The 12,789-nt window shown below is 55.1% G+C and carries 10 protein-coding genes; 7 read left to right on the top strand and 3 right to left on the bottom strand.

What is annotated here, in order from left to right:
• Nucleotides 1-78: 78 nt before the first annotated feature.
• A complete protein-coding gene (mtaB, locus tag ACYVHB_RS28250; RefSeq protein ID WP_461055250.1) occupies nucleotides 79-1,419 on the top strand; it encodes a tRNA (N(6)-L-threonylcarbamoyladenosine(37)-C(2))-methylthiotransferase MtaB in 1,341 nt (446 codons plus the stop codon).
• Between the two features lie 22 nt (nucleotides 1,420-1,441).
• Here mtaB and ACYVHB_RS28245 read toward each other — a convergent pair whose 3' ends face one another.
• On the bottom strand, nucleotides 1,442-4,105 hold the full coding sequence (locus ACYVHB_RS28245) for an MGH1-like glycoside hydrolase domain-containing protein (protein ID WP_461055249.1): 2,664 nt from the start codon (nucleotides 4,103-4,105) through the stop codon (nucleotides 1,442-1,444).
• A gap of 177 nt (nucleotides 4,106-4,282) precedes the next feature.
• Here ACYVHB_RS28245 and ACYVHB_RS28240 point away from each other — a divergent pair, with 177 nt between their 5' ends.
• Complete coding sequence (locus tag ACYVHB_RS28240) at nucleotides 4,283-6,946, top strand: choice-of-anchor Q domain-containing protein (protein WP_461055248.1); 2,664 nt, start codon at nucleotides 4,283-4,285, stop codon at nucleotides 6,944-6,946.
• 112 nt (nucleotides 6,947-7,058) lie between these two features.
• Here the strand turns inward: ACYVHB_RS28240 and ACYVHB_RS28235 are convergent, their stop codons facing one another.
• Nucleotides 7,059-7,868: a glucose 1-dehydrogenase gene (locus ACYVHB_RS28235; RefSeq protein ID WP_461055247.1), complete on the bottom strand. Its 810-nt coding sequence runs from the start codon at nucleotides 7,866-7,868 to the stop codon at nucleotides 7,059-7,061.
• Nucleotides 7,869-8,029: 161 nt separating this feature from the next.
• On the opposite strand from ACYVHB_RS28235, the gene ACYVHB_RS28230 reads away from it, so the two are divergent.
• The 3 genes from ACYVHB_RS28230 (at nucleotide 8,030) to ACYVHB_RS28220 (ending at nucleotide 10,266) form a co-directional block, all read left to right on the top strand.
• Nucleotides 8,030-9,043 carry a bestrophin family protein gene (locus tag ACYVHB_RS28230; protein WP_461055246.1) on the top strand — a complete coding sequence of 338 codons (1,014 nt, stop codon included), beginning with the start codon at nucleotides 8,030-8,032 and terminating at the stop codon, nucleotides 9,041-9,043.
• A gap of 7 nt (nucleotides 9,044-9,050) precedes the next feature.
• Nucleotides 9,051-9,356, top strand: a complete 306-nt coding sequence (locus tag ACYVHB_RS28225) for a hypothetical protein (RefSeq protein WP_461055245.1) — start codon at nucleotides 9,051-9,053, stop codon at nucleotides 9,354-9,356.
• A 289-nt stretch (nucleotides 9,357-9,645) separates the two neighbouring features.
• The gene (locus tag ACYVHB_RS28220; protein WP_461055244.1) at nucleotides 9,646-10,266 is read left to right on the top strand and encodes a T9SS C-terminal target domain-containing protein; all 621 of its coding nucleotides are present in this window, start codon (nucleotides 9,646-9,648) and stop codon (nucleotides 10,264-10,266) included.
• A 115-nt stretch (nucleotides 10,267-10,381) separates the two neighbouring features.
• On the opposite strand, the gene uvsE is transcribed toward ACYVHB_RS28220, so the two are convergent.
• On the bottom strand, nucleotides 10,382-11,356 hold the full coding sequence (gene uvsE / locus ACYVHB_RS28215; protein ID WP_461055243.1) for a UV DNA damage repair endonuclease UvsE: 975 nt from the start codon (nucleotides 11,354-11,356) through the stop codon (nucleotides 10,382-10,384).
• A 123-nt stretch (nucleotides 11,357-11,479) separates the two neighbouring features.
• Between uvsE and ACYVHB_RS28210 the strand changes: the two genes are divergently transcribed.
• Both ACYVHB_RS28210 and ACYVHB_RS28205 read left to right on the top strand, forming a co-directional pair.
• On the top strand, nucleotides 11,480-12,382 hold the full coding sequence (locus ACYVHB_RS28210) for a hypothetical protein (RefSeq protein ID WP_461055242.1): 903 nt from the start codon (nucleotides 11,480-11,482) through the stop codon (nucleotides 12,380-12,382).
• Nucleotides 12,363-12,767, top strand: a complete 405-nt coding sequence (locus ACYVHB_RS28205) for a hypothetical protein (RefSeq protein WP_461055241.1) — start codon at nucleotides 12,363-12,365, stop codon at nucleotides 12,765-12,767. Before ACYVHB_RS28210 ends, ACYVHB_RS28205 begins: the two co-directional genes overlap by 20 nt.
• The last annotated feature ends 22 nt before the right edge of the window (nucleotides 12,768-12,789 follow it).

The following is a 12,789-nucleotide window of genomic DNA, read 5'->3' as shown; positions in this document are numbered from 1 at the left end:
CACCGCTTTAGCGTTGGGAACCCAAAAACGAACCCGCCCCGCCGTTTTTTTGTAATTTTGACGGATAGACCATTTACCGTGAAAAAAGTTGCCTTTTATACGCTCGGCTGCAAACTGAACTTCTCCGAAACCTCAACCCTCGCCCGTTTGCTGGAGCAGCAGGGGCATGAGCGGGTGGAGTTCAACGCGCATCCCGACGTGTTCATCATAAATACCTGTTCCGTTACCGACAACGCCGACAAGAAATGCCGGAAGATTGTCCGGGAAGCGCAAAAGATCAATCCCGATGGCTACGTGGCAATTATAGGTTGCTATGCTCAGTTGAAACCGACCGAGATTTCGGAGATTCCGGGCGTAGATGCGGTGCTGGGCGCGGCCGAGAAATTCCGGCTTCACGAACTGATCGGCACGTTTGAGAAAACGGCCGTCGGCCAGCCCGCCGTGGTGCACAATTCACCCATCAGCGAGGCCATCGACTACCACGCGTCCTACTCACTTAATGACCGGACGCGCACGTTTCTGAAAGTACAGGATGGCTGCGACTACCCCTGTGCGTACTGTACCATCCCGCTGGCACGGGGTAAAAGCCGCTCCGATACGGTCAGCAATATCGTTCGAGCCGCCTGTGAGATTGCCAACCGTGGAGTCAAGGAGATTGTGCTGACGGGCGTCAACATTGGCGATTTTGGCCTGACGAATACAACTGTCGACGCACAGCGCACCGAAACGTTCTTCGATCTGGTCCGGGCGCTGGACGAGGTCGACGGCATTGAGCGGTTCCGCATTTCGAGCATCGAACCAAACTTGCTCATCGATGAAATTATCCAGTTTGTAGCGCAGTCGAAGCGGTTTGTGCCGCACTTCCATGTACCGCTGCAATCGGGATCGAACCGGGTGCTGGGTTTGATGCGCCGTCGCTACAAGCGTGAATTATACGCCGACCGGGTTGCCAGAATCAAGGAACTCATGCCCCACGCCTGCATCGGTGTCGACGTGATTGTGGGCCACCCCGGCGAAACCGACGGTGCTTTCCGGGAAACATATCAGTTTCTAAACGAACTGCCTATCTCCTACCTCCATGTATTTACCTACTCCGAGCGACCCAACACCACCGCGCTAACCATCAAACCGACCGTGCCGGGTCACGTCCGGGCAGAACGGTCGAAGATGCTGCATATCCTGTCGGACAAAAAACGCCGGGCGTTTTACGACTCACAGATCGGGCGGGCCGCTACGGTACTGTTTGAAGAAGACGTTACCGATGGATTTATGCAGGGTTTCACCGAAAACTACGTCCGGGTGGTAGCGAAGTACGACCCGCTGCTCATCAACGAAATCCTGCCCGTGCAACTAACCGCCGTGAACGCCGACGGGCTGATGGAAGTGGTCAAAGAGGATGGCGTGTTGGAGAAGCATTGATTTTTATTGGCATCGAATCACGTCACGCTAAACTACCGTACTTCCGGCTGATCAACTCCGCCACTAAGCCCGTCCAGCCGGTTTGGTGGCTGGCTCCCACGCCCCGGCCATTATCACCGTCGAAATATTCGTAAAATAGAACATAATCGCGGAAATGCGGGTCCTGGTACTTCGGGTGCTGCCCGAACGCGGGCCGGTTGCCAGTATCATCCCGCGTGAATAGGCCAATGAGCCGGTTGGTGAGTTCGGCGGCAACGGCTTTCAGCGTGATCTGCTCACCCGACCCAATGGGGTATTCGACCGTGAAGCCATCACCAAAATAATCGTAGAATCGCTCAATGCTTTCAATGAGCAGGTAATTAACCGGCATCCAGACCGGCCCGCGCCAGTTGCTGTTGCCGCCAAACATGCCACTGTCGCTCTCGGCGGGCGTATACGCCAGTCGAAAGGTGGTGTGGTCCAGCGTGAACTCGTAGGGTTGGTCCTGATAGATTTTGGATACCGCCCGAACGCCGTGCGGACTCAGAAATTCAGTTTCGTCGAGGAGTTTGCTCAGCAGCGATTTAAGCCGGAAGCCCCGGAGCAGACTCAACAGCCGTTTCTCGTTTCGGCCCGCTTCCGTGTAGCGCGATACCTGCTGGTAGAGATCGGGGCGGTGGTTTTGAAACCACGTCATCCGTTTCTTAAAATCGGGGCGGCTCTGGAGCAGTTTATCGTCCAGCACCTCAACGGCAAACATAGGAATCAGGCCCACCATCGTCCTGACGCGCATCCGGTTCACGCTTCCGTCCGGCATCCGAATCTGATCGTAGAAAAACCCATCGTCCTGATCCCACAGACCCACGTTGGCGGTGCCGATGTTCGTGATGGCCCCGGCGATGTACAAAAAATGGTCGAAGAATTTAGTCGCCATTTCATCATAAACCTCGTCGTGAGCGGCCAGTTCGAGGGCAATACGCATCATGTTCAGGGAATACATGGCCATCCAGCTCGTACCGTCGGCCTGTTCGAGGTGGCTTCCGCCGGGCAGCGTCACGTTGCGGTCAAAAACGCCGATGTTGTCTAAGCCCAGAAAACCACCCTCAAAAATATTATTACCCGATTCGTCCTTCCGGTTGACCCACCACGTGAAGTTGAGCATCAGCTTGTGAAACACGCCCCGCAGAAACACTAAGTCTTCCTCACCGGTGGGTTTGCAGTCGCAGTCCATCTGGTACATCCGCCACGCGGCCCACGCCTGCACGGGCGGGTTCACGTCGGAGAAATTCCACTCGTAGGCGGGCAGTTGACCATTAGGGTGCATGTACCACTCGTTGGTCAGCAGCATCAGTTGGCCTTTGGCAAAGAAAGGGTCGATCACGGATAGCGTTACGCAGTGAAACGCCCAGTCCCAGGCTGCATACCACGGGTACTCCCACTTGTCGGGCATCGAAATAACGTTCGCGTTGATGAGTTGCAGCCACGTCCGGTTGCGCCCCTGCATCCGTTGGGGGGGCGGGGGCGGCCCGTTGGCATCACCAGCCATCCAGCGCGACACGTCATAGTAGTAATATTGCTTGCTCCAGAGCATCCCGGCAAAGGCCTGCCGCTGCACGAGCTTCTCATCGGGGGTGGCCTGCGCGGGCTGGATGTTCGCATAAAATTCGTCGGCTTCTGCTTTACGCTGTGCCACGATTGCATCGAAATCGGCAAACGGTTCTACTAAGCCAGCGGTATCGGTGCCAGAATACGTAAGCCGAAGCCGGATGGTTGTTGAAGTCCCGGCTTCCAGTGTCAGGGCGTAGTGCGCGGCTGCTTTGGTGCCCACGCCCGATGGATTGACGCTGTCAGTCCCGTGCAGCAGGTAATCGTTGATACCGTCTTTGGGGTAACGTGCCCCCGTGTGATCGTTGTAGAATCGCGCTGTATTGGTTTCATTTTCGCAGAAAAGCCAGTCAAAATCACCCTCCGCGCAGCACACGTACTGACCCAGTGCTGACCCTTCAGCAATGACCGTGCCATCCGGTTGCCGAACAAGCGCTGGTTTCTGGCGGGGTACGCCATCAGTATCGTCGCCCCAGCGCCACGTGTTTCGAAACCAGAGCGTGGGCACCAGGTGCAGCACAGCCGGTTCCGGGTTTTGCTCCGGCGCGGCCCGGTTGTGCACCGTTAGAGTCATCAGAATGTCCTGCGGACCCGCTTTGGCATACTCAACAAACACGTCGAAGTAGCGGTCGTCGTCAAAAATACCCGTCTCAAGCAGTTCAAATTCAGGCTCTAATCGCCCCCGACGCCGGTTTTCGACCAGCAGGTGCTCGTATGGATAAGCCGCCTGCGGGTACTTGTACAGCATCCGCTGGTAGGAATGCGTCGGCGTCGCGTCTACGTAATAATACAGTTCTTTCACGTCCTCGCCGTGGTTGCCTTCGTTGTTGGTCAGGCCGAAGTACCGCTCTTTCAAAATTGGATCCTGTCCATTCCAGAGCGACAGTCCTAAGCACAACTGCTGCTTATCGTCGCAGAAACCGGCGATGCTTTCCTCACCCCAGCGGTAGGCGTAGCTGCGGGCCATGTCGTGGGTGGTGAAGTTCCAGGCATCGCCGTTGGCGCTGTAGTCTTCGCGGACAGTGCCCCACTGCCGGTCAGAGACGTAGGGTCCCCACTGCCGCCACGCGGGATCGTCAAGGCGTTGTTGTTCGGTGGTCATGTTAGATAACTCATGTGGTTTTGCCGCACCGGAATGGCCGGGATTTGTAGTGGCCGCTGCGCCAATCGCCTAAATATAATACGGAGAAAAGCAGGAAAGAGGGCGATGTGCTCTGTTTGACAGCCAGAACGTTCTATTCGTCTTACCTACATTCTTACCAACTACAAAAAACGCCCAATGATTAGAATTTCTTCTTTCCCCCGGTTTATCACCCCGCGCCCAACCTTCAGCCGGTCGATTAGCAACCGATTTTCGTCTGAATTTTACCGGACCAGTTTGTTGGCGCTGGCGCTTTTTGTAAGCGCATTAACCACTACTTTCGCCCAGTCACTATCGACAAGCCTGAGTTTTCCCCAGTTTAACTCTTCCTATCTGTCGGGAACGCCGATCAACCTTCAGGCTACCGCAACCACCCCGGCCGGTACGACCATTACCAAGGTCGAATTTTATTTTGCTACGGACTTTTTCAGCAGCGGCCTTACGAATCCCACAAATGGCACGAAGATCGGGGAGTCATTAACGGCTCCGTATTCTATTATCTGGACAGCGCCGACGGTGACGGCCGCGCGAAACTACCAGGTCAGGGCGGTGGTGACTAACTCGGCGGGTAATACTGCCATCCAGTCTGGCACGGGTTATGCAAGTATCAGCATCTATCCAACAAATTACGTCAGCACCCGCAACTGGTACGTGAGCGCAACCGCGTCGAGTACCAACACGGCCGGAACGGAAGCTTTGCCCCTGAACACGATCCAGAAAGCAGCTGACCGGGTAGCGCCGGGCGACACCGTTTTCGTGATGGCGGGCCGGTACACGAGTACGAGCATCACCGTTGTGGGCATTCAGCGCACCGGAACACCCACCCGCTCGATTGTTTTTATGCCCTACCGAACCGACAAGCCCGTGGTGGCCCTGGGCAACACTAACTTTGAGGGATTCAGACTACTGCCCGCAGCCGCCTACATCCAAATTCAGGGGTTTGAGGTGATCGGCAATAACGCCAACGTCACCCTGGCCCAAGCTCAGCAGCAGCCCGGCGCGTGCGAAGGTCCCAACCCAACGGCAACCGGAACGGCCCGGTTCAACAGCAATGGCATCTCGCTCATTGGGAGCCGGGGCGGTAACCTGCGGCCTCACCACGTGGTCATCGCCAACAACACGGTTCACGACTGTGGCGGGGGTGGCATTGGCGGGGGCGAATGCGACTACGTGACGATTGAGAATAACACGGTGTACAACAATTCCTACTACACAATTTATGGGACCAGCGGCATCAACATCATCAACGCTTGGAACTACGATAACAACACCACAACCCCGCGCATCATCATCCGCAACAACCGCAGTTTCGGCAACATCCTGAAAATTGCGTGGAACATCGGCGGTACGGGCACCAACTGCCGGTTCTTCGACGGTAACGGCATCATTCTTGACAACAACAAGGCGGTTGACCCCAGCCGACCGAGTGTCGTCAAGAACCCCCTTGGCGATTATACGGGTAAGTTCCTGATCGAAAACAATCTCTGTTACCAGAATGGTGGTCGGGGCATTAACGTCAACTATTCCGATAATGCCATCATCATCAACAACACGACCTACCAGAACGGGGTCAGTGATGGCGGTCCGGGAATTGGTATCGAAAGCGAGTTCATTGCGCAGGGAGCCAACAACATCCGCGTCTACAGCAACATTTTTTACGGACGTCCGGGCGAAAAGGTGACCGAAGTCAACTCCTCCACCATTGCGTACAACAACAACCTGACGTTTGAGGGTACGGGTACGCCGTTCTTCAGCGGCAATCAAAACATAACGGGCCGGGACCCGCTGTTTGTCAATGCGGCCGGGAGTGATTTTCAGCTTTTGGCCAATAGCCCAGCCCTCAACGCAGGCAGTTCCGCCCCGGACCAGTATAGCACCAAAGACATTCTCGGCGTAGAGCGTCCGCAGGGAGCGGGCGTTGACATCGGCGCTTTCGAGCGCCAGGCAGACCCGCCAGCGCCGGGACCGTTTGCCATCACGGGGGTAACGACAGCAAGTTGTTCAACGGTAAGCACCGGGTTACGGTCGGTGAGTTTTACGCCCCAGTACGCTGGCTTGAGTGGCCAACCCGTCAGCTTTTCGGTGGTTAACGAACTGGCCCCAACGACGAACCCAGGCCCTTACACGCTGAGTCTGTACACCGATAACCCCGTCGTCACGCTCAGGGCGGTGCAGCAGGGAACAGCCGGGGAAGTAAGCTTTAGTTATAACTGGCTGACAGCCTGCAACAGCAATGGCAACAACACTTCCTTTGCTATCACGGCGGTAACCACAGTAAGTTGCCAGACGATGAGCGCCGGGCTGCGGTCGGTAAGTTTTACACCTCAATACACCGGTGTGAGTGGGCAGCCGGTTAGTTTCTCGGTGGTCAACGAGTTGTCGCCCACCATTAACCCCGGCCCCTACACGCTGAATTTGTACACCGACAACCCCCTTGTCACGCTCAGGGCGGTGCAGACCGGCACTCCCAACGAAGTCACGTTCAGCTACAACTGGCTGTCGGCTTGTAGCAACGGCAGCGGTCGGCTGGGTGCCGAGGAGCCGCGTAATCAACTCGCCGTCAAACTATTGGGCAATCCAGTCCGGGAGCAGGTAGTAGCCGAAATCACCGGAGCCAATGGGCAATCGCTGCAACTCCAATTAACCGACAGTAAAGGTCGCCTGATAGAAAGCCGCTCGGTTGAGCAAGGCAGTATCGTTGAGCGACATATCTTCGACCTCCGTCGGCAGGCGAGTGGCCTGGTGTTGCTGCGTGTGTCAACGAACCGACAGACAGCGGCTGTTAAGGTCTTGAAACAGTAAAAGGTGACTTAGTAAACACGAAGCGGGGCGAATTCCAGTCAATCGGAATTAGCCCCGCCTTATTTTGGTAGGGTGGATTGGAACTCAAACGCTCACAAACTACAAACCAATTTTATCCCCCCGTGGCAAATCCCTCAAAAACGGTCATGCCGCCGTCGATGAATATACTGGCGCCGGTGATGTAGTCGGACTGGTCGGAGGCCAGAAACACGGCTAAATTACCAATGTCCTGCGGCTGACCGATGCGGTTGTACGGAATCAGCGTCAGCAGGCTGTTCAGGGCCTGGGGCGTTTCCCACGCCGACCGGTTGATGGGCGTCTGGATGGCCCCGGGGCAGATGCTGTTGACCCGAATCTGACGGTCGCCGTACTCCTGCGCCAGCGACTGCATCAGCATTTTGATGGCCCCTTTGGAGGATGCGTAGTTGGCGTGACCGGCCCACGGAATCAGTTCATGCACTGAACTCATGCAAATAATTTTACCCGTTGCCACCGAAACTTCCGGGCGCGGTCCCCGGCGCAGAAACTCCCGGATGGCCTCGCGGGCGCACAGAAACTGCCCCGTCAGGTTAACGCCAATGACCGTGTTCCACTGCTCCAGGGTCATTTCATCAAATTTGGCGTCGCGCTGAAGACCGGCATTGTTCACCAGAATATCGACCGTCCCATACGCAGCGACAGCGTCGGCAAACATCCGGGCAACTTCGTCTTCTTTGCTGACGTCGCACTGGACGACCATGCCGGTGCCACCCACGTCCGTAATTTCTTTTAGCACAGCATCGGCGGCTGGTTGCGAAGTTGGAACGGGGTAATTGATAACCACGGTTGCCCCGGCCTGGGCCATTGATTTGGCCACGCCTGACCCAATGCCGCTGCTGGCTCCGGTAATGATGGCGATTTGTCCTTTTAGTACAGTGTCCATGAAAAAGCGGTTTATGAACAGGTAAGCCGTTTCCGACGGGTTTGGTTTGTGACTATTTTGTAATCAGTTGACTGGGCAGGTTTTCGTTGCCAACCAATTCATTCATTTGTGGTTGCTACTGAGTACGTATATTCGTCCTTCACTCATCCTAATCGGCCTGTATGTTTACCACCAAACGCGTTCCGTTTTCCGTTGTCTTTCCGTTTGCCCGGCGTTCCGTTCTCATCTTTTTGGCGTACTCTACGGCAATTTGTCTGCTCTATTCCCTCGCGGGCTGGACGTTCCTCGCCATTCCGTTCGTTCCCGTAGCCACCATCGGCACGGCCGTCGCTTTTTACGTCGGCTTCAAAAGCAACTCGTCGTACGATCGGCTTTGGGAGGCCCGCCGAATCTGGGGCAGCCTCACCAACGCCAGCCGGTCGTGGGGCATCATGACGCTGGACTACATCACCAACCGCGACACTAACGACCCACTGCCCGAAGCCGGTTTGCAGCAGGTTCGCCAGGAATTGATCTATCGTCATCTGGCTTTTCTGACGGCGCTGCGGGTGCAGCTTCGGCAAAAGCCCGTTTGGGAACTCCACCGCGACCCCGCCCACGAAGTCGTCGAACGCATTCTGGAATTCCGGCAGTGTAGTTTGGATAAAGAACTGAGTCGTTTTTTGCCGGTTAGCCAGATCGAAGAGCTCATCAAGCACCCTAACCCAGCCACGGTACTCATGCGTCAGCAGTCGGGCCAACTCCGTCAACTGCGCGACAGTAATCACCTGCCCGAATACTACCACGTTGAAATGGAGCGGATGCTGGTTGAGTTTTATAATCAGCAGGGGGCCTGCGAACGTATTAAGTCGTTCCCGTTTCCGCGCCAGTACGCGTTTTTCAGTTATGTGTTCGTCTGGCTGTTCATTGCGGTGCTGCCGTTTGGTTTGCTCACCGAAATGGCCAGAACCAGCAGTTGGCACGTTTGGCTGACGGTTCCCTTTTTCACCGTCATTGCGTGGGTATTTAATACAATGGAAATCGTGGGCGACACCAGCGAAAATCCGTTTGAGAACAGCATCAACGACGTGCCGATGACGGCCATTTGCCGCAATATTGAAATCGACCTGCGCGACATGCTCGGCGAAACCGAACTGCCCAAACGCGTTCAGTCCGTGAATGACATCCTGATGTGAGTATGGAATGAACCGCACCGATGTGCTTCAAACTTATTTCCACCTCACCCGCGAGGTTCTCCCCGCCCGTGCCCGGCGGGAGGGCTGGGTCGTTACGGCCGATCACTGCTTCCAGCGCATCATCTTAGACAACGTCGTGGGCGATGCCTGGCGCAATCAACTCACAAGTAAAGGCCCTGCCTATCGGCAATTATCCGACGAACAACTCGAACGGGCCATTCACTTAGCCACTCAAATCGAGCGGGAAGGCGATTCATTTCTGCGTGAATTAAACCGAAACAGCTTGCATTGGCGGGGTAAAGTTCGGGGCTGACTAATTGCTCTGATTTACTGAATTGTACTTTACTATTTTTAAATAGTTGTGGACAAACGCACAGTGCAATAAGTTAAGAATAGCGGAATAATACAACACATACGCCATAAATAGGGACTTTTTGCATTTTTCCCATAAATGACTCATTATCCCTATATTGAATTGTCTTTTTAGATGGACTTTTACTAAAACACTGGTTTTCAAGGCGTACCCTCTTGCATTGGGTGATTTGGTTGCCCCACCTTTGTCCCGGTCAAACAACCAAATACAACCACCAAAAAATAGAGCAATGAAAAAGTTCCGTTTAACAATCGCCGTACTGCTGTCAGTATGGAGTCTGGCAGGCACCCAGGGTGCCAAAGCCGACAATGGTTCGGGAGCGAATGGGGTGAAAATCGAGAAGTCCGAGAGCAAGAAAGTTCGCCTATATATCCCGACGGGAAGTTTAACATCGAACGCGGCCGTTGACGTAGCCATCATCGACGCCGAGGGTAACGTACTCTACCAGGGCGTTGCGGCCAAAAACAAGGCGGGTCAGCAGTCGTTCAACCTCAAAAATCTGCCCGATGGCCAGTATTACATCACGGCTGGCAACAATGCCTGGTGGATGTCGCAGGGCGTGACCATCCGGGGTAATGCCCTCACCGTGGACGCCCGCAACCTGCAACAGGTGATGCAGCCCACGCTGACGGCCTACGAGAAGAACAAGATTGAGGTGGCGCTGCCCGCTACCAACGTAACGAACGCCAGCGTAGCCATCTACGACGCGCAGAACGTGCTGGTACACACCGAGAAGTTTACGGGACCGGCCCGCCGGTTCGATCTGTCGTCGCTGCCCGAAGGTGCCTATACCTTCGTCGTTGGCCCGGAGCAGAAACACTTCTCCTCCCGTGTGGATGTCAGGAAGTAACGTAAGTTGATTGAGCAATCCAGCTTTTCGGACAAGCTGAATTGCTCTACAGTCGAAACGCCCCAACGGCTCGTATGAGCAAGTTGGGGCGTTTTGCGTTCCGGTGAGGGGTGAATTACGCGACCACTTCCACCGGCGGGGCTTCGGGGTCCTGCTTCTTTTGCTGATTAATCAGCTTGGCTAATTTAGGCGTCATCTCCGGTTCCTCCCCCCGCAACCGCAGCAAGGCTAACTCCTTCATTTTCGACTCGAAAACAATATCCACGGCCTTGCCATATGTGTTGACCGGCGAATAGAGCCAGTCGGCGTGGGCTTCGCGCCTTGCTTTGGGGTCTTCGCGCTCCTGCCGCGAGTCGGAGTAGTGGAACACCGGCCGAACGTCCCACGTGTCATAGGCCATTAGAAATGCTTCTTCCTGCGTCAGGTCGCCGGGGTTGAGGGTGTGGTGAAAATAATCGAAGACGACGGGTGTACCAATGGTTTCGTAAACCGGCACTAAGTCGGCCACGCCGTAGAGACTGATCCTGTCGTCGTTTTCCACGGTCAGCCGGGCGCGGAGGTTTTCGGAGAGCCGTTTGAAATTCCGGCAAAACCGGGCCAGCGTAGCGGCTTTGTCGCCGTAAGTCCCCCCCGCGTGAATATTGATTTTGTTCCAGTGCGACGGTTTCAGGCCCATCAGGTCAAACACTTCAGATTGGTATTCGAGGTCGATGATGGTGTTGTCGAGCACTTTCCCCTGCCCAGCGAGGTGGTTGAAGGGGCCGGGGTGCGTAGTCAGGCGGATGGGCCGGGCACCGATCTCTTCGAGCGTGGCCCGAATCTCCGTGTAGTCAGGCAGGCTGGCAATCCGGTACTCCGACGCCCACGGAAACAGATCCGACGAAATACGAAAAAGCCCGAACCCGTGGGCCAGATTCCAGTCCACGATTTTCAGCAGGTCCTGCACATTTTTCAATGCCAGTTCCGATGCATAGGCGACTCCTTTCTCGACGAATGTCTTTTTGATCATTCCTCGATTCGTCATAACTTTATCAACCTGAAGACTCAAGTTAATACAAGCATACCCAACATTGACCGGTGCTGAATTCATGCTGATTTAACCGGATTTTCCTCTCCGGGGTTTCGATTTGTTACCGTTCGTTCAAAAGTCGGGCTTACACAGCCACAATAGCCACATCATGGCTTATCTTCCCGCCAGTCCCCAATCAGCTTTATGAACCGACTTTATTCATGCCTGTTTTTTTGTTGTCTGAGTTTAACCGGCTGCGTAAACCTGCGGTCCGTTAACGTATTTAGCACAGCGGCCGTTGTCAGTCTGCAACAGCGCACAACGCTACCCGCGACGTTCGGCGGTGTGTATCAACAACGCACACAGGACGACTCGCTCAACCGGCACCCCTTCAATCGAATTCCACTGGTGGGTATCGACTTCGCCGACCACGTCCGGCAGGATTCCCTGCGGTCTTACCAATTAGCCGATACGTTAACGAAGAATGGCACTGCGCTCCTGACAAATTATTTTACCGCTCTGATTAAGCTATCCGCTGCGGGCAGTGCGTTCGTTCCGGTGCAACTTAAATCGCCAACGTTTGAGCAGTTTCTACAAAATTCAGCCCTTAAACTAACGGCGGGGCAAGTGATTTCATTCACCCGGGTTGTCAATCTCGTTGGGGCTGCCGCCACGGGCGAGTACCGCCAACGACAGGTAGCGAGTGTGCTCGACCAAAGCTATACCGACGTGCGTGGGTTGCTGGACGTACTGATTTTTGCGCATCAGCGGTTAGCCGACGTGGTCGACATCAGCCGGGAACAGCAGTACAACTATTACAAAAGTGTGCTCATCAACGACAAAACACTGACCTATAGCCAAAAGCTTGACCTGGCGAAGCAGTGGCTTCAAACGACCAGGTCGATTGAGCAAACGCGGCAAGCCGTTTTGACGTACGTAAAGTCGCTTAGCACGCTGCGGACGGGCTACGACGTCTTGTACGAAAAGCGCAAACAATTGACCCGCAGGGAAACACTTGCCGCCATCGGCACCCACGTAGCGACGCTGCAACAACTCCGCACCGACCTGGACCAACTCAAACCTGTTTATGGAAGATTTAACCCCTGAACAAATCGTCGTCATCGCCAACGGTTATCGCTCCATGGCCCGCGCCCTGAACGAATTTCAGGTGATGCGCTGGCCGGAGTTTTCGACGGAGCAGCATTTAGACATCAATGCGTATCAGAACAGCCTGCTCAATCGGGCGCAGGATTTGCAAACGATGGCCGTTCGGCCCGCCTTCAGCAATACGGCGGAGATGGCCGAAGGTATTCAGCGGGCCACGCGGGAAGCGAAAGACAGCCTGAAACACATTCGCAACCTGACGGTGGCGCTCAACGTGGGGGCCATTACGGTGGCACTGGCATCCTACGTGGCCCGCGCCAACCTGCGGGGCATCCAAACCGCCCTGCGCGAGTTGGGCGATTTGTTGGTGACGGAGGAGGAAGGATAGAAGAGTCGAAAAAGTCATAAGT

The sequence above is a fragment of the Spirosoma arcticum genome (assembly GCF_054779955.1).
Note: the sequence above shows the minus strand (reverse complement) of the source record. Positions and strands in the feature narration are given on the sequence as shown.